This is a genomic window from Streptomyces sp. NBC_01439 (assembly GCF_036227605.1).
Lineage (GTDB): Bacteria > Actinomycetota > Actinomycetes > Streptomycetales > Streptomycetaceae > Streptomyces.
In genome coordinates this window covers 7,773,709-7,792,133 of the sequence record NZ_CP109487.1, presented here as the reverse complement: position 1 = coordinate 7,792,133, position 18,425 = coordinate 7,773,709, and the positions used below count along the sequence as shown (strand labels likewise).

Sequence of the window (18,425 nt, the reverse complement as noted above, 5' to 3'; positions counted from 1 at the left end):
CTGTGTTCTTTTGGCGAGGGGATCGGCATCAATGGGCATTCTGGGAACGGCGGCGGTCCGCCAGAAGAAGGAACGGAAGAAGAAGCCCCACGAGCTTCTGGCCTCCGTGGTGAGGGAGACGGCGATCCCGGCAGCGGTCGAGTTGCTGCGGTCGAACACTCCGTTCGTCTTTCCCAGCGGCACGGCCTGGGTGATGCTCGTGCTTGCTGCCGACGAGATCGGCGGCTTGAGCATGCGGCACGGCCGGGACGAGGCGAAGGGCTCGATCATCGAGCTCATCAGCTCCGACCAGATCCGCACGGTGGCCACGGCAGAGATGATCGAAGAGGAGGTCTTCGGCATCATCCCCACCGACGAGACCCTCGCGCGCATGGAGGAGTACTCGCTGCTCACCGGCGCCACCTACGCCTGGGCCGTCGTGTGGCAGAAGCCCGGCGGCGATCTGCTCGTCGATCTGGTGAACGATGCGACCTTCGCACAGGCGCGTTTTGTCGCTGCAGGTACCACGAGCCTCGAAGAAGCCGTGGGCAAGAAGGCGTGGGAAGAGCACAGCGGCCTGGTCGCCGAGGCCGGGACCGCTGTCCCCGCCCCGGCGGTCTTCTGGGAGGACGAGGGGGATGCGATCTTCGATGAGATCCCCGGTGACGAGGGGGCTGGCGAGGGCCTGGACGACGAGCCGCGTTTCAGCGACGTCGTCGACGACGGTGAAGGGGTGGACGCACCCGTGTTCGACGGGGACGACGTGGGCACCGCTTCGGTCGAGCCAGAGCCGGACTACGACGGCGACGAGGTGACCGGCTACGAGGGCTTCGACGAGACCGACGCCGGCTACGGCATCGAAGGCGACCACCAGGAGGCCGGAGACGCTGTGCTGCTGGCGGATCAGGCCCAGGTGCGCGACGTCATCGCCCGCCGGTTCCTCTCCGAGGAACTGGACCTGGACGTCCGGCTCGATGAGTTCAACGCGACCTTCGCCATCGGCGCACCGGTCGTACAGATCGCCGTGCCCGAGGGAGCGACCGAGTGGCTCGGGGACCAGGTCGCCCAGCTCAACCGGCAGGCCAACGCAGACTTGATGCAGCTCCGTTCCGCGCACAAGGACGAGCTGCGTGCGCTCTACGTCAACCTCATGTCGGCACACACCGAGCAGGTCATCCGTGCGGTGGCCACCGACCGCGAGGGCTCCCGGTACAAGCTGTTGAAGGACGCGGCTGAGGCTGAGCACCAGCAGCGGCAGACGGAGAGGGAGGAAAAGATCCGAGCCCGCCGGGCGGAGATCGCCAAGGACTATGAGGCGCAGGCCACCAAGGTGGCCCAGCAGGCGGCGCTCTCGGCGGAGCTGCAGTACAAGGAGCGCAACCGCTCGCGGATGGAGCGCGAGCAGATTGACTCCACCGCCGAGATCGAGCGGGACATCGAGGACACCCACGCGCACAACCAGCAGGAAATCCTGCGGGTCCGGCGGTCGGACGCAACGCTGAAGATGCAGACCGGGCAGACGCGGATATTCGAGGTGCTGGCCGAGCGGCAGTCGGAGTACCTGGCGGCCGAGGAAGAGCGTCTGAGGCAGTGGAAGTCCGAGATCCAGCGAATCGTCGACGACAACCGCAAGGCCGACATCGCCCAGTTCGAGGCGCTGGCCGAGCAGCAGCGGACCACGGACGAGATCGGCATCCTGCGCCGGGAACAGCGGGACCTCCTGGAGTCGGTGCGCTCTGAGCACGCCGACCGGATCCGCCGTATGGAGGACGAGCTCGAACGCAACCGCAAGGACGCCATCGCGCAGATGACGACTCGGGACGCCGACTGGCAGCACAACCTCAACCTGGAGAAGGAGAAGACCAACTCCCAGGTGACGCGGGTCACCGACCTGCTCAAGCAGCTGTCGATGGTCGAGGATTCGGTGGCCAAGCGGTACGAAGCACGCCTGACGGAGATGCAGGCCGACAAGGAGTCCTACGCCAACGAGCTGGCGCGGGCTTCCGAGATGCAGAGCCGCTCGAACAAGATCCTCATCGTCTTGATCGTCACGCTCTCGCTCCTGATGGGCGTGGCCGGCTTCATCGTCGGGGTGGTCTCGATCCGTTGAGCGATCCGGTCAGGACCGACGGGGTGATCTGACGGCGCATGGGGCGCGTTCCCCATGCGCCGTCGTCGTCTGCGCAGCCGGGCGCACTGGACGGCGGGACAGCGAAATGAGCGAGGCTCGAGAGCAAGGAATCACGATGGCCACGAACAGGCGGAAGGCAGCACGGCCGAAGGCGAGCAGCTGGGAGAAGATCTCGGCGCGGACGCCCGTCGAGACGCTGACGAACCGAGACGTCTACGACAACCAGCAGTTGGACCGCAGCAAGTTCCTGACCCTGAGGTCGACCAGACCGGGCACCGTCGTCGCGGTGATCGCCGGAGTGCTGGTGACGGTCGTTGCCTGGGTCTTCTACTCGCTCATCGCCGCGGCGGTGCTGTCGGTGAGCGTGTCCGTGGGCTCGAGCGTGTCCGGCAGCGGCAGCGGCAAGCCGAGTGCGTACTACGTTCAGGACACCGCGACGGGTGCGGGCGGCTCGGTCGTGAAGTGTTACCGGCCCCTGACCAAGGACGGCAACCCGGACGTGAAGGCGAAGTGTTACCCCAGCGCTGAGGCTGTTCCGGTGCCCATCTGGTACACCGCGGCAAAGGACGACGAGCTCAGCGCCGGCAGGCCGGCTGAGCCCGAGAAGAGCGCGACGACGGTCGGAGAGCAGCTGGCCGACGTCTCGGGGTTCAAGCTCTTCATCACGCTCGGCTCGGGTCTGATGGTCGCCCTCATCATCGGCACGTGGTTCTCGCGGAGGGTCGCCGCGGCGAACCTGATGAACACCACGAGCGACATCAACCAGTACCAGAACGACCAGCACATCGCTCTGCCGGAAGAGATCCAGCAGAACTACGACTGGTTCCCCGACGCCGGCGCTCACTCGAGCGTGCAGGTCAGCTCGATGCTCAGCCACATGATGCTCAGGCAGAAGGGTCTGGGCACCGTCGAGGTCGCCCAGCGCGCCGAGAAGGACGTCATCGATGAGGAGGGCAACCTCGCCTATTACGCCGGCGAGGTCATGGACGACGACGAAGGCAGTCCGCTGACGCAGACCCTGCCGATCATCGACGAAGGCTTCGGCGACGAGCTGTTCGAGGCATCCGGGCTCCCCGATGTCAAGACCCTGCGGCAGAAGTACGACACCACTCGCATCCCGTACAACCCTGACGGCAAGAACCGGGACAAACTCGGCTTCGGATCGGACACGTACAAGACCGTCGCCGCCCTGATCAAGGAGGACTGGACGTTCCCGGCGTACGAGGTCCAGCGCCCTGCCGGGGCGTACGTGGTCGATACCGCGCCGGTGAACACCATGGTGCTGGCCATTACCCGAGCCGGTAAGGGCCAGACGTACATCGAGCCGGTCATCGACATGTGGTCGCGGGAGAAGAAGCCCTCGAACATGGTCATCAACGACCCCAAGGGCGAGCTGTTGGTGAAGAACTACGTGCCGCTGGTCACACGTGGGTTCGAACCGGTGCAGTTCAATCTGATCAACTCCATGAAGACCGACATCTACAACCCCCTGGGGCTGGCGGCCGACGCAGCGCGTGAGGGCAACTTCACCAAGTGCGCGCTCTATGTGGAGAACATCGCCGGGATCTTCTTTCCGCTCGACGCCGGCGAGGACCCGGTCTGGCCCAACGCCGCCAACAACGCCTTCAAGCGCGCGGCCTACGGACTCATCGACTTCTACCTGGAGGAGGAACGGGAGCTGCGCAGCGCCGCGGCCGCGCTGAGCATGGACCCGGCGCTGCTCGAGCAGAAGCTCGATGACCTCTGGGGCAAGGTCACGCTCTACAACTGCTACCAGCTCTTCGTGCAGATGAGCTCGAAGAAGATCAAGAACCCTGAGGCCGAACTGGAGAAGCGGGTCAAGGCCGGCGAGTTCGAGAACAACGGGGACGCCCTGGCCGAGGCGCAGGAGAAGGCAGCGGCCCAGGCCTTCATGTGGGAGGGCAAGGCCGATCAGGACATGCTCAGCCTGTACTTCAACGCGAGCGAGGAGCTGCCCCGCAACAACATGCGCACGTTGGTGGGCAACACCCACAACGCGCTGCGCTCGATGGCCGGGGCGGAGAAGATGCTCGCTTCGGTGTACGGCATCGCGATCACCGCCATGTCGTTCTTCACCGACCCCACGATCTCGACGCTGACCTCGGGCAAGCCGTCGCAGAACACCGACCTGGCCGGCCTGAGCTTCCCGCGCCGCCTCGGCGTGCGCTTCGCGCCGAACTACGTCAAGCGCGACCACCTCGTCGGTCAGCAGGCCGTGTGGTCGGCCTACGCGGACCCGATGTTCACCAAGAGCCTCGGCGAGGACTTCGAGCACGAGGAGATCGTCGGCCGCGAAGGTTGGGCCCGGTACAACTTCAAGGGCAAGTTCCCTGACGACGAAGCCTGGCTCAAGCTGGAGCTGGTCAACCCGCAGACGAAGATGCTGGTGCGCACCTTCTACTTCAGCTTCACGAAGACCCACCAGGTCTCGCTCAATGGCCGGCACTACGTGGTCGAGCCGGTGACTGGCAAGAAGATCGTGAAGAACGGCGTGATGCGTGAGCTGAAGCCGGTGCGTGAGGGTGGCACTCGGGACGGGAAGATCCTGTCCTTCCAGGCCGGGGACACGCTCTACCCGGACACGCGGATCGACTTCTCCGGCGGCGGCAACCCGGAGAAGGTCTCGTATCAGGCACGGGCGATCACGCAGAAACTGTCCCGCTACTCGGAGTCCCCGAAGGCGCTGTTCCTCGTGACTCCGCCGCACCTGATGAAGTACGCGAAACTGATCCTGATCTTGGTCAAGCAGCTGTTCGACGTGAGCGCCGACCAGGCGTACATGACGAAGTCCAACCAGAAGCCGCTCTACCGCACGCGGTTCATGCTCGACGAGCTCGGCAACCTGCAGTCGGAGGGCAAGGGCATCGACGGCTTCGCGACGATGCTCTCCATCGGCCTGGGCCAGGAGCAGCAGTTCACGCTCATCCTGCAGACCCTGCAGCAACTGCGCGACGTCTACGGCGAGAGCGTCGACAAGATCGTGCAGGGCAACACCTCGAACATCGTCTTCTTGAAATCCACGGACGACTCGATGATCGAGACGCTGGAGAAGATGAGCGGCAAGACTCACCGGTCGTACAGGGACAGCAAGCAGATCAGCCAGGATCTCGACAAGGTCATCGGCGGCAAGACCGAGGGCCGGGTCTCCTACACGATGAGCACCAAGGAAGAGCCGCTGATCAGCTACAACGACATGGCCTTCCTCTCGCCGCGCAACTCGATCGTCTTCCGGGCCGGCGATGCGCCGATCTGGAACCGCAACCAGACGATCCTGCCGATGTCGTTCCGGCTACTGGGGAACACGATCAAGCACCCGGGGCACACGTACTCGCTGCAGACGATCCCAACGCTGTCCAGTGCCATGGACTTCGACGTGCGGATGAATCAGCCGGACTTCGTGAAGATGCTGGAGAAGCGCATGCGGCAGGCGGTCAAGGCCGCGGACGCGAAGGCGCAGTACAAGGAGATCTACGGCTACCAGGAGGTCGACGTCGAGCGCCTGGACCCGGATGTCTACGCCGACGAGGTCATGGAGGTCATCACGACGATGACCACGGTCGACAAGGGCCAGGACCCCAACGCTCCGGTGGTCGTCGACCCCGACGAGTACGAGGGGATGAGCATGTTCGACGAGGACCAGTTCATCGAGAACGTCGAGGTCGGGGTCGCAGTCGCCGAGAGCCAGGCGGTCAGCGTCGAGCGGCAGCGTCTGCTCTACGCGGAGGGGACGATCAGCAAGGAGATGCTGGTCAATCCCGACGGCTCGGCAAAGGTCAAGAGCCTGGACATCGAGATCGGTGAGGCTTACAAGTCCGCGCAGACCGAGTTGGAGCAGGATCGCGAGCACTTCTCGGTCGGCGGCGACGGCGAACTGCGCAGCGCCGATGGGTCTCAGACCTACATCAGCCAGATCCGCTCGGACGCATACGCCAATGCCGCCCGCCGGATCAACGGCCACGTGAACGGCAAGGACTCGCGGGTGTTCGCGGAGGAGGACGTCACCGAGGAGGACCTGAAGTCGCTGGCGACGGTGAAGGTCTACTCGGCCTTCTACCAGTACCTGGCCTCGCTGCCGAGCTGGGAGGTGCTGGCCGACGGCCGGTTCGACAGGGCGATGGCCATCGAGATGAACTCGAAGTAACTGACGGCCACTCAGGGGCGGACAAGGATCACAACCAGTGCCGAAGCCATCTCTCACCTATGGGAGACAGCCTCGACACTCACCTTACAAATAGCCTCCGACTCTCTTTCGATAGGCGATGTAGTCTCTATGTAACCCGGAGCATTCACAGAAGGCTGATTGACTATGAAGAAGGCGCGCGGACTGCGCAGGTACTTCTACGAGTACGTCTACTACAAGGCAGTCGAGCAGGCCCGGGCGCAGACCGGACAGGTCGTTCCGATCTCCCAGGCCAAGGCGATCCGCGCCCGAGTCGACGAGATCCTCGGTCAACGGGGCACCGCACTGGCCGACCCGCGGCTGGGCATCACGGACTGCCTCTCCGCCATCGACCGGGCGTTCGAGGAGAAGGTGTCCGGCTACGAGCCGCAGTTCGGTGATCATTCCCCGCAGAACGAGCGCTATCAGCAGTCGCAGCGGGAGTTCACCCGCGTCACCGGTGTCGGTGCCCAGGTCGACCCGAAGTCGGCCGGGCTGCCGATCAGCCCCTATGACCCCGACTGGTCCGAACGCGCGACCGTGAAGCGCGCCGGGACCGCGCTGGTGTACCTGCCGGACGAGACCATCGGACGCGTGGCCGGCGGCGAGGTGGAGACCCTGGCCGATCCGCGGCACGGAAACATGGTGCTCTGGCGCATCGACGACGCTGGCAAGCCGTTCGAGGCGGGCCGCGCGATGACGAACGACGACGCCGCTGGACTCACCGCGCTGATGGACAAGATGAGCCAGCGGGAGTACGACCAGGTGCGCGAGTGGGTCATCGACGGCGCCCGGGACCCGCAGACGAACCGCGTCGACCGCAACCGCTTCATGTCCCGGCGCGCCGTGGCGCGCTCGGCAGCACTGCTCGAAGAGCTGAAGGCCCAGGGCGTGTCCTACGAGGTGGTGCGCGACCGCGAGCCAGGTCAGATCAAGGCGAAGATCGCCGGGACCGGCATGGAGATCCGCCTCACCGACACACGTCAGGAGGAGTACGCCGGAGCTCGGATATACGACAACGGCACCGTGCTGCGCTACTCGACGAACTACCGGGTTCCCGGCGGCATGGCGGTCTACTCTCCCTCGCCGGCGGAGGCCGTCCAACTACTGCGCTTCGCCCAGGGACGTCGGGTCGAGCGTACGGATCTGCCGGGGCGCGCCGCCGGCGAGACCGGCGCGACACACCGGGAGCGCGGCCGTGACGGCACGGTGGTGGATGTGCCCGACAGCTACCACGTTGCCCCTGAGTCGATGTTCGTGGTCGGCGACTACGTGGCCCCCGGTGAGTCCGGCCCTCGGCCCGGCTCGAAGGTGATGCTGCGCCGGGACGCGAAGAACCGCTCCCTGCCGGCGTTCTTCCTCGACACCGAGCCGGCCGAGGCCTATGCGAAGACCGCCGTCGAGAGCGCTCGGGAGAACCTGCAGGCAGCCCTTGGCGTCGAGGATCTCATTGCTCGTGCCGAGACGGAGCTGGAGCGAACCGGCGGACAGCTGGATGCGATCGAACCGCCGGAGTACTCGGCTGACTCTGAGGTCGCTGCCATCCAGCGCTCGTACTGGGACGTGCTCACGGGTGTGCGCAGCGAACTGCTGCGCCCGGGTGCGACCGAAGAGATGTACCAGGAACGGCTGGACGAGATCGGCGAGCTGCAGGCCGAGGAGGCGCCCGATATGGGCAACCTCGTCTACGGCGGCACCGCCGTCGAGAAGGTCCGACAGCACGCTGAGGACGTTCCCTTCGAACTCATCGGGACCTGGGAAGCGTTGCCCCATGACGTCGACGGCGAGTGGGTCGATCAGCGCTTCAACCCGGAGCGGGTGGCGCGATACATGACCAGCCCCACCGGGCAGTGGTCGAACCTCGACAACCTCGCCTCCGCGCTTCGTCGTTGCGAGATCTCCCCCGACGAGATAATGGGCTCGACCTTCCAGACGACCCGGTTCAAGGACCGGCTCGTCCGCTTCAACGCCGAGCGTTCCGTGCCGATCGCCGATCACGAATCTGCGTTCATACGGCGTATCGGGGTCACCGTGCGCGAGAGCATCGAGCGCAACGCGGCGACGGTCTCCGAGATCCTGGTCGACGAGCACGGCGTCATTCGCTGGAGCGGCGAGAAGCTGCGCCGTGACGGCAAGGGAACTCCGATCTCGGGTGAGATCGGCCAGGTCTTCGACGTCGGCGAGTACGGCGAGATCACCACTGCCTTCGCCAGCGGGCAGAACGCCCTCATCGTGCCCGGCTACGAGGCCACGATCACGGCCCAGACTCCGGGCGAGGCTCCGACCTCGGTCGAGGAGCGCACGCGCCTGCGCGGCTACGAGCAGCTCATGCACGAGCGCATCCAGTACCAGATCGCTGGTGACCTCAGCGCCTGGCGGAGCGAGACCGGCGAGCCCTCCTCGCTCAACACGGTCTACTCACAGCTGTACGGCACCAAGCACCCGATCGACTTCATCGAGCGCGCCACCACGTACCAGCGGGACGGGTCCACCGGCGAGATCAAGGCGCACCTGGAGGAGTGGACGGCAGCGATCCTGCAGACCGAGGCGCGCCGTGTGCGCTACTCCAACGAGATCAAGGCCGGCTCGACGGTCTACGCCGAGTACAGGGCCCAGCGCGACCGAACCGACCCGGCTGATGACAACCGCTTCGACGCCTGGCGGCTCACCGGCGGGCGGAACATGACGGTGCTCACCGGCAAGGACCGGAACAACGTGGCCGCGCCCAGCGGCTACTTCGACCCGGTGATGACCGGAGGCGCGACCAACCAGGGCATCGTGCGGTACCTGACCGCTCAGGCCCGGATCGACACCGACGGTCGGATCGTGCCGGGCGACGAGAGCGTGGCCGGACAGCGTGCGCCGCTCATGGCTCTCCCCGAGCTCGAGACGCTGCGGTACGACCCGTTCGACCGGCAGCAGATGACGGCCTCGACGATCATGCAGTCCTCTCAGGTCACCGCGCCGGCGAAGACGGCGCTGATGACCTTCGGCGGCTGGACGGCTGATGACCCGATCGTGGTGTCGAAGGAGTTCGCCGGGCGCCACCGCATCCGCGGGGCCGGCGGTCAGGAGCGCGATCTCGTCGTGGGCGACAAGATCTCGGATCTGCACGGCAACAAGGGCGTGATCTCGCTGATCGTCGACCGGGACATGCCTCTGCACGACGCGCAGCAGCAGGCCGTCGTCGAAGAGGTCAACTGGTTCCGGGCCAACCCGGGTCTGGACGTGGTGATGAGTCCGTTCAGCCTCATCTCCCGGCGCAACGCGGGCTCGGCGCAAGAGCTGATGAGCGGGAACGTCTCCGATCTACGCTCGCCCAACGGAGAACTGCGGCCGAGTGCCATGGGCGAGATGCGCTTCGTGGTCACCCATATGGCCGTCGACGAGAAGACGAAGATCTACAACGAGGAGCAGGTGCGTGCTGGCAAGGGCCGTAAGGCCTCTTCTCAGCTGGCCTGGGCGCTGCAGTCTCAGGACTGCCCGGCGATCATGCGCGAGTTCTACGGCCACAACAGCGGGGCCGAGTCGAGCCTGCGCGAGTACCTGCTGGTATCCGGCATGGACATGGACGCTGACGGCACGCTGCGCGTGATCGGCCAGGCAGAGGGCCTCGACGAGCGTACCGAGCGTCGGTTCATCCCGATGCCCGACTTGCTGCGCACGCAGCCGCGCAAGGCGGGCCAGCTCCCGGGAGTGAACACCATGGCGATGCGCCAGTCCTTCGGCCACCTCATCGGCGACCGCGGCGGCGACATGGAGATCCCGTTCCCGCTCACGTATCCGACGGGTGAGCAGACCGAGACGGTGAGCGCGAGCTCGTGGAAGCTGCCGGTGATGTCCTCGCATCTGCGCAGTGGTCAGGAGTTCGAGGACGGGTCCTCCGTCACGCACGACTACACCCGCGGCTACCAGGACGTCTTCGCGGAGGCTTGCCGCTACCGCTACATGGCCGAGCAGCTGGACGGCCAGGGGCTGTCCGCCGCGAAGCGCGCCGAGGTGCGTCGCGGCATGAGCGAATCGGTCTCGCGCGCTCAGCGCGCCTTCGAAGGGATCACGACCGACGTCCAGAAGCGAGTGCTGACGGGCAAGAGCAACATCTTCAAGACCGGGCTGATGGCCTCACGGCTCACCGACTCGGCGACGATGGTGTGGACCGCGGACCCACGACTGAACGTCGACCAGGTTGCGCTCAGCTCGGTCAAGGCTGAGCAGCTGGGGCTTGCCGAGGGCGACCACGCGCTGGTGTGGCGTGACCCGGTGCTCCGTGACGCCGGCGTGCGCTACATGCGGGTCGCGATCGACGACCGGCTCACCGGCGCCGCGATCAACCCGGTGATGGACGCTTGCTTCGACGGCGACTTCGACGGTGACGCCGTCGCCGTGGTGAAGCTGCACAGCGATGCCGCCAAGGCCGAGGCCCTGGCGAAGCTCTCGGTGCCGGCCAACCTGTTGGACACCGGAGTGGTCAAGGGCGATGGTTCACACCCGCTGGCCATGCAGGTGTCGCTGGACACCCAGGTCGCGCTGTCCAAGGACGCTGGATTGGCCCATGAGTTGGAGGGTTCGCGGAGCCAGGCGAACCGGCTCCGGCTACAGGCACTCACGGGTTCGGATTCGCCGGAGGACATCAAGCTCGCCCAGCAGGTCGTGACGGAGGAGCTGAGCGGGCTGTACCGCCAGGCGCAGCGTGGCGAGTTCGGCGCGGCACTGACGTTCTCGGATCGCGAGGCGCACCTGCAGAGCGTGCGCGAGGTCTGTGTCGAGACCGGCGCCAAGGGGAACGAGAAGAAGCTCTCCGACTACGCCCGGAACCTGGGCGACGCGCAGGGCACGCCCGGCATCACGCAGGCCGACCAGGAAGCCTCGATGTTCGCCACGGCGATCAAGTCCCACGGCACCGGCCTGGGCGGCTCGTTCAGCCAGCGCGCCGTGCGCGCGCTGCGCGGCGAGGACCTCAAGGCCGTCCTGGAGGTCACCTACCCGGTGACCCAGGCGATCCTGCAGGCCAAGCACGACGCCGCCGAGGCCCGACACAAGTACGCGATGCTCCAGGGCCCCGGCCGCGATCTCTGGAGGGGCCGCAGCATCGAACACGTCGGCCCGGGCCTGTGGCACACGGCATTCGTCGACGGTGAGCCCGTCCAGGCTAGGGCCGCGGAGTGGGAGAAGCAGTTCATCGAGTTCTACGAGTCCAAGGAGGGCTTCGGAGTCACGGTCAACCCGGAGTACGTGGCCCGCGTGGCCAGTGCGCTGGCGGACCCGACGACCGGGCTCATCCGCAACTTGGAAGAAGATGTGTCGCTGCGGGGCACCGTGATGGACCGGATGGCCTACGGCGGCACGTTCGCCGATCTGGTCGAGGCGGCCAAGAACCGCGAGAACGTCTACGACGGCGAGAAGAACGAGCAGTTCGCGTCCTCGGGGACTCGGAAGGCTCGGGCGGAGACTTCTCGGCAGCTCGATCAGCTGGGCTCCGCGGAGAAGCACGGCCTGGACAACGCCGTGATCGCTGTCGATGACTCGGTCGTCAAGCGCGACGTGATCTCTCAGGACGCGGAGGCCGCGCGCACCCGCGGCTCGCATCGCCGCTCCGCGCATGCCGTCGGCGTGGGCGCGGCGCGCCGGGTCTACACGCCGAGCATCGAGATCGATCAGCCGGAGGTCAACGACGACGGCTACGGGATGGGGTACTGAGATGGCACAGCCCAAGGAACTGGGAACAGGACCCGCGGGCCGCCGGCGCGCGATCAAGGTGCTTCCGGTTGGCGACGATCGGCTTCAGACCCGTGAGCCGCGAGGCAACACCTATGCCCGCTGGGACTCGCGCTCGGACGAGCCGATCGACGCCGAGGTGGTCGACGATCCGGGGCCGCAGGACGCAGACGGTGCGCGCGCCCGGCGCGAGCGGCTCCGGGACCGTGCCCGCGAGTTCTTCGGTGAGAAGACCCGGAAGCGGATGGCCGACCGTGAGCGCGTGCACGGGATCGACGTCGACCGAGCCGAGGGCGAGGGCGTGGATCAGCGCGAGCAGCTGCTCAAGCTCCGGGCGGAGACGCGGCTGGCCGGCGAGAAGTACATGGCCTCGCTGCGGGACTCGAAGCTGTTCGTGCCCGGCTTCAACGACGAGGAGCGGACGCAGGACCTCGGCGTCATGCACCACGTCTACATGCAGATGATGATGCAGTCGTGTCTCAAGTCGCTCTCGCGCGGAGTGAATGCCAACTCGGTCATCCAGGCGGTCGGCATGGTGATGACGATGCGGATGCTCGCCCCGGACTTCAAGAAGGAGATGGACAGCTACCTCCAACCCCTCAAGGACAAGGTCCAGGAGCGCATCGACACGAGGGCCCGTGGCATGGTGGCTTTTGCCGAGAGCGACATTGCGCACCGGCAGAGGATCTTCAAGGACCTGCCGAGCGACGCCCGGCGCGAGCGCCTCATCGGCAGCACGGATCCGCGTGACCACCTGACGAAGAAGTGGCGCAGGCGCTTCGACGCCATGCAGCACCGTGAGCGCGGCCACCGGGAGATGTTCACTCCGGACTCGGCAGCCATGACCGAGGTCGCGCTCATGGAGAACGCCTTCTGGAAGATGCGCGAGCCGGGCGCGGACGTTGGCCTGATCCGCGATGGCTACCGGGCGATGCGCAAGCGGCTGCACGAGCAGATGAGCGAAGACGGCCTGGAGCGCCGGGAGGTCGTCCAGCGCGCCCGAATGATCATCGGCGAGCGGATGGAGTACGAGCCCGAGCTGCGCACGATGTTCAACGGCGTGGCCCACGGACGGATCGTCAAGGCTCCTGCACACGAGCAGCAGATCGCGGGCTCCGACCGGGTCCACACCGTTTGGAGCGGGGAGTTCGACGACCAGCTGGGCCAGCGTCTGCCCGAGGACGGGATGTTCACACTGCGCCGACCCATGGACGCGGACGCCCACCAGGTTCAGCTCGCCGAGACGATGAAGACCTCGCTTCTCAACGCGCTGGGCCGCGGCGACCAAGAGGCCTACGGGGGCAACATGCTCGGTTACCTGGTCGGCTTCGCGGCGCAGAAGCAGGGTCTGGACACCAGCGGGCTGCCCGACATGCTCCAGCACCGCCTGGACCAGTCCGAGGTGATGATCGCGAGCATGGACATCGACGGTCTACCACCCGAGGAGCAGCAGCGGGTCTACTCCAACGCCTATGTCGACGCGATGGAGGCAGTGAACGAGGAGTACCCGGATCTTGAGGCTCAGCTGAAGCGGAGCCTCGGAGAGAACTGGCAGCAAACACTGCAGACGGCGGTCGACGACCCCGGGGCCTTCTTCGAGGAGCAGCGACTCAAGCCGCGGTCGCGCCCTACGGGGCCGTCGGCCGAGCAGGAGGCCGGCGCGCAGAACAACGGCCCGAACGCCGAGGCCGACTCCGAGGACTACCAGCCCACCTGAGCGCGATCCGAGAACACGAACAAGGAGCAGGAGGAGGGGGCATGAACCAGGAACAGAACGAGGGACAGCAGGTCAGGTTCGGATCGCGCTTCGCGCGGATGTTCGGCTACGTCACACCGGAGGATCGGAGCCGATGGGAGCAGCAGCGGGCGCAGAACAAGTCGAACGTCAGCGCGATCCAGCAGGGCGCGAAGTCGGCACTGAGTTCGCTGATGGAGTTCGGAGAGCGCAACATCGGCACGAAGCTCGATGCGGCCCACCGCGTGGCGGCGCAGCGGCGGTCCGAGGAGTCTCACAACAAGATCATGAACCACCGCCGCGATCCGAACACGCGGAACATCATCGAGTCGGTCGACTATGAGCCCGAGGACGATCGGGAGGGGATCGAGCCAGATCTGGAAATCTAGTCAAATGAGCAACGATAGGCATGCCGATTGCACTTGATACGCCCAACTCCCCTTCTCCACTCATGACCATATCCGATAGACTGGTTTCTAAGTGGAACTGCGTCATGAACAGTGATAGGACAGGGTGTAAACATGGAAACGACGAAGACACCGCGTGTCAATAAGCGCGAATTCATCTCGCGGGTCGCGACTCGTAGCAAGTTGCCCATCCCGGTGGTGAACAAGGTATACGAGTCGTTGCTTGGTGAACTCACTGGGGCGGTGAGCTGCGGAGAGGCGGTCGTACTCACGAGCTTCGGCCGCTTCTACCGGCAGGACCACAAGGGCCACAAGGTGCGCTTCGGCAAGAGCGACGTCGATGACTACGTGGTTCTCAAGTTCTCCGCATCGAGCACCTTCAACCGCCGACTGGGGAGCAATGCCGACGCCTCACCGGATACCTACGGGACGATCGGGGATGCCGACAAGTTCGAAAACTCCATTGAGGGTCGTGAGCTGCGGCCCGCATCGTAGACAGCGAGGAGCCGGCAGAAAAGAGAGTCCCCGTGATGCCCACAGGCAACACGGGGATTTTCTTTATGGATGAAATGAGTTCGGCCGCGAGGCTCAGCCGTCGGCGATGACGAAGATCAGCACGAGCGCACTGACCCCCCAGCGGGTGCGTGCCCGGCGCGCCTTGCTGGATCCGGGCCAGCTGGTTGAGGGCCACGCGCAGGAGCCGGCTTTCTGGTCCACGAGGTCGCGTCACCGCAGCGTCGTGGAGAGTCTGGAGGTCCTACTTGAGACCGACGGTCGGCACGAAACGGATGGCAGGCCGACGCTCACTCATGAGGATTCTTCTGCTGGGCAGCACGGTAGTCATCCGCCCACTGCTGACCGAGCGGGCCGAGGCTCTCGGCCAGCTCTTCGGTGGTCATGCCCGCCTCGCTGGAGGCGTCGGACTCCTGGATGCGACGGGAGAGCTCGGCCTGGAAATCAGCCTCAGCGTGGACGTGGGCCGCGTGGTCGTACTTCATGAGCCTGAGCTGGTCCGTCGGGACGACATTGACAGAGAACTTCGGGAGCTCGGCGCCTGGAGTGCCGTTGTCGTGAGCATCGTCGTTGCGAGTCATGCCTTCAGTCTACTCAGTCGAGATCAACTTCTCGTCGACTCGCACACGAGGGTTCCCGCCGAGTCGATATGGGCGTCGAATGATGGCTCACCCATCTCCGAGAGGCGGGCCAGGCAAGAGAAGGAGGAGCCCGTGCTCCAGTCCCGCACGGTGCGGGCTGGAGCACGGGCCCTGACCGATGGACAGCCACGACTTCAGAAGTTCCCCTCGTCGCCCTGCATGCAGACAATGCCGAGCGAGCGCCACCGGGCCACCACTCCTGCTCCAGGACCCGATCCGCCATCGCGCGGTCGAGCAGCGTGACGGCGCCGTCCGGCCGGTGCTGGCCAGCCCGGGAGGTCGCTTCGGCGCTCAGTTTGTCGACGGCCGTCCCGAACCGGGCGAACGCCCGGGCCGGAAGCGCTTCGACGAGACCACCGCGCTGATACAGGGCGGGAGTCAAGCGGGGGCCGACGAGCACCAGGCGATGACCATTGGCTATCCATCAGACAAGATTCCGACTACCATTCAATCCCTTATCGCACCTACTTGGATTCAACTGTGAGTAGAATGTCAATGTCGGACATGGATGACTCTGCATGCTATTCATAGAGGAGTTGGGGTAGGGATGGCGGCTACGATTCAGAGGCCAGCGGGGACGGCGTCGAAGCCGACGGCACGGACGAGAGCAACGGCCGGGAGTCACGCCGGCCCGATGGGCTTCGGCAGCGGGCCGCTCATCGCAGCCATCGTCATGGCGGGCGGAGCGGCGCTCTTCGCCGGCTGGGGCCTGACGCAGCTCGCGACTTCCGACGGCGGCTTCACCCGGGCACTGCAGGGCAATCACGCCCCGGCCGAGGCACCGGGGAACCCTGACGAGAAGAACGCCGGAGACAGCAGCGCCCAGCAGCCGAGCGAGGGCGGCGCGGGGAAGCCGGACGAGAGCGAGGCGAGTCGGGCTTCGCCGCCCGGTCGCGGCAACGAGGACGAGCGCAACGGATCGGGCGCACCGGCCGAGCCCGCGCCGAAGGCGAAGCCGCACACCATCGAGCCAGGCGATACGCTCGCCGCGATCTCGGGGGCGACGGGGGTTCCGATCGGCATTCTGGTCGAGGCGAACAAGATCCAGAATCTGGATCTCATCTACGCGGGGGCCTCGCTGCTCATCCCCCGGGTGTGACGACGCGACAGGGCAACACCGTCACGTACTCACGTACCGAGCCTGAATCGACGCCCTGGCGCCACGAGGCCGTCAGGGCGTCGCCGTCTCCTCAGGCGGGCTCATCGCCATGCGTCACCCGGGACCGGCGTGAGCCGGTCCACGGAACGCCTGCACTCCGCCCGGGTTCGACACCGGGATCAGCTGTGCCGATCCCCCTCGTTGCGAGAACGCAGCGCCGTAACAGCGTCAGAGATCAGGCGACCCCGCCGGCAGCCCGGCCAGCGGGGCCGTCTGATGTACAAGATCGTGGTCCCTCACGCCGCATCAGCCTCATCGGACTCACCTCGGCCGAACAGGAATCCGCGGACCTCGCCGTTCGTCATCATGTCCTGCAGATGCACCAAGAACACCGCGCGCTGCGTGGCCCGGCGATCGACCAAGGGCTCGTACTCGCGCAGTACCTTCAGGTCGACGACCCAGCCGTTCTCGCGAGAGATGGCCTGGTCAAGCTGCGAGTCCGGCACGACGTCCATACCGGTGAAGTCGTGGTCGAACTCGGAAGCGATGTCGAGGTGTTGATTCGGCCCGTCGATGTAGAGCGTGTCAACGCCGACCTGCTGGCCGGCCTCGTCGAATGCCACGAGGAACACGCGGTCCGCCCTGGTGGTGTTGTCGACGTGGACCGCCGCAACGTTGGCATCACCAACGAAGCTCGTCTCCTCGAACCGCTCGCACACGCGGACACGAGCCTCGTAGCACCACATGATGCGCCGGGCTTCGTTGAAACCTTTGAACTCATCAGAGTTGGACGCCTCTGGGTGAGACTGGATCATCGGTGGGATCCTTCCAGGTTCCTAGGCCGTTGCATGACCGGGTCCGGTGGACCCGCCTTGAACAGGGCGGGTAGTTCAGCGATGGACTAACCACAGGGCATAGGATCGACGCGCGAGCAGAGCCCCATCATCAGGTGCGATACAGAAACGTACGGTAGATGCATGGATCGATCAAGCCTGTTGCCGTTAGGGTTCTCTCATCGCCACCCGAGGTCCAGACCGCCAAGTCGCAGGAGTTCATGTGCCACGTCAATTCGACGGCAGCCGAGTGCGAGCTGTCAGACGGGGTAGGGAGCTCAGCCAGAAGGAGTTGGGCGCGAGAGTAGGTGTCCGCGGCCCGACCGTGGCGCGATGGGAAAGCGGCGAGGAGTTCCCCAAGGGGGAGAAGCTCCCGGGGATCGCGTCGGCACTTGGTCAGGACCTCGACGTCCTCTTCCCCTACGACGGCGCCGTGGACCTGCAGTTGCTTCGCTGCGACGCCGGCCTCAGCGTGGCGCAGGCCTCCGAGGCCATCGACGCCAGTCGCGTGCCGCTGAGCAACGCGGAGTCCGGCAGGCGTCGGCTCCAGGATGCCTACGTGGGACCCCTCTCGCACGCCTACGGGGTGACGACGGAAGAGCTACTGGCCGCGCAGGACGTCTCGTTCGGGCTCCGCAGGGTGCGGCCGCTGAGGGAAGCCCGTCCGTCTGCACCTCGCACGGTCGGCGAGAAGATCAACTATCTCCTGGAGCACGGGTACGCAGGCCAGACGTCTCCGTCCAACGAGCAGATCGCGCAGGCCGTCAACGAGCACAGCGGCACGACGCACATGACTGCCGATGACATCGCCGCGCTTCGTTCGGGCGCCCCGACGGCTGCCTCGGACGCAGTACGTGCCGGCCTGGCTCATGCTCTCCAGGTCGACATCGCCCTCTTCCAGGACGACGCCGAGTTGAGCCCTGCGGCCGGTGAATTCCTCGAAGCCATCCGCTTCCTCGGGTCGATCCACCAGGGCCAGATCCTCGGCCTCGCCGCCCGCGGCAACCAGGCGGGGCTGTCGGCCGGCATGATGGCCAAGATCAACGAAGTCGTCGGAGAGCTGAAGAACAAGCTGCCGGGCAAGCAGAGCGAGCAGTGACGCCGGCGCCACGCCTCAACAGCGCCGCCGAGCCGTCCGCCCCTGGCCATGGCGGGGCCGGACGCTTCCCGCCCTCAGCCTGACGCCCTTCGC

General features: G+C 65.9%; 11 protein-coding genes. 8 read left to right on the top strand and 3 right to left on the bottom strand.

Annotation, left to right across the window (positions count from 1 at the left end; translation table 11 throughout):
• Nucleotides 1-31: 31 nt before the first annotated feature.
• The 6 genes from OG207_RS35535 to OG207_RS35510 all read left to right on the top strand — a co-directional run bounded on the left by OG207_RS35535 (nucleotide 32) and on the right by OG207_RS35510 (nucleotide 14,642).
• Nucleotides 32-2,089 carry a hypothetical protein gene (locus OG207_RS35535; RefSeq protein ID WP_329104434.1) on the top strand — a complete coding sequence of 686 codons (2,058 nt, stop codon included), beginning with the start codon at nucleotides 32-34 and terminating at the stop codon, nucleotides 2,087-2,089.
• Between the two features lie 136 nt (nucleotides 2,090-2,225).
• Nucleotides 2,226-6,272: a type IV secretory system conjugative DNA transfer family protein gene (locus tag OG207_RS35530; RefSeq protein WP_329104432.1), complete on the top strand. Its 4,047-nt coding sequence runs from the start codon at nucleotides 2,226-2,228 to the stop codon at nucleotides 6,270-6,272.
• Nucleotides 6,273-6,437: 165 nt separating this feature from the next.
• Nucleotides 6,438-11,987 carry a hypothetical protein gene (locus OG207_RS35525; protein ID WP_329104430.1) on the top strand — a complete coding sequence of 1,850 codons (5,550 nt, stop codon included), beginning with the start codon at nucleotides 6,438-6,440 and terminating at the stop codon, nucleotides 11,985-11,987.
• Between the two features lies 1 nt (nucleotide 11,988).
• A complete protein-coding gene (locus OG207_RS35520; protein ID WP_329104428.1) occupies nucleotides 11,989-13,722 on the top strand; it encodes a hypothetical protein in 1,734 nt (577 codons plus the stop codon).
• A gap of 41 nt (nucleotides 13,723-13,763) precedes the next feature.
• A complete protein-coding gene (locus OG207_RS35515; RefSeq protein ID WP_329104426.1) occupies nucleotides 13,764-14,129 on the top strand; it encodes a hypothetical protein in 366 nt (121 codons plus the stop codon).
• A 132-nt stretch (nucleotides 14,130-14,261) separates the two neighbouring features.
• The gene (locus tag OG207_RS35510; protein ID WP_329104424.1) at nucleotides 14,262-14,642 is read left to right on the top strand and encodes an HU family DNA-binding protein; all 381 of its coding nucleotides are present in this window, start codon (nucleotides 14,262-14,264) and stop codon (nucleotides 14,640-14,642) included.
• 93 nt (nucleotides 14,643-14,735) lie between these two features.
• Here the strand turns inward: OG207_RS35510 and OG207_RS35505 are convergent, their stop codons facing one another.
• Both OG207_RS35505 and OG207_RS35500 read right to left on the bottom strand, forming a co-directional pair.
• Entirely contained in the window at nucleotides 14,736-14,864 is a 129-nt protein-coding gene (locus OG207_RS35505) for a hypothetical protein (protein ID WP_329104422.1), read from the bottom strand.
• Nucleotides 14,865-14,950: 86 nt separating this feature from the next.
• Entirely contained in the window at nucleotides 14,951-15,241 is a 291-nt protein-coding gene (locus tag OG207_RS35500) for a hypothetical protein (RefSeq protein WP_329104419.1), read from the bottom strand.
• Nucleotides 15,242-15,935: 694 nt separating this feature from the next.
• Between OG207_RS35500 and OG207_RS35495 the strand changes: the two genes are divergently transcribed.
• On the top strand, nucleotides 15,936-16,400 hold the full coding sequence (locus OG207_RS35495; RefSeq protein ID WP_329104416.1) for a LysM peptidoglycan-binding domain-containing protein: 465 nt from the start codon (nucleotides 15,936-15,938) through the stop codon (nucleotides 16,398-16,400).
• A gap of 296 nt (nucleotides 16,401-16,696) precedes the next feature.
• On the opposite strand, the gene OG207_RS35490 is transcribed toward OG207_RS35495, so the two are convergent.
• Entirely contained in the window at nucleotides 16,697-17,215 is a 519-nt protein-coding gene (locus OG207_RS35490) for a hypothetical protein (RefSeq protein ID WP_329104414.1), read from the bottom strand.
• Between the two features lie 241 nt (nucleotides 17,216-17,456).
• Here OG207_RS35490 and OG207_RS35485 point away from each other — a divergent pair, with 241 nt between their 5' ends.
• The gene (locus OG207_RS35485) at nucleotides 17,457-18,332 is read left to right on the top strand and encodes a helix-turn-helix transcriptional regulator (protein WP_329104412.1); all 876 of its coding nucleotides are present in this window, start codon (nucleotides 17,457-17,459) and stop codon (nucleotides 18,330-18,332) included.
• The last annotated feature ends 93 nt before the right edge of the window (nucleotides 18,333-18,425 follow it).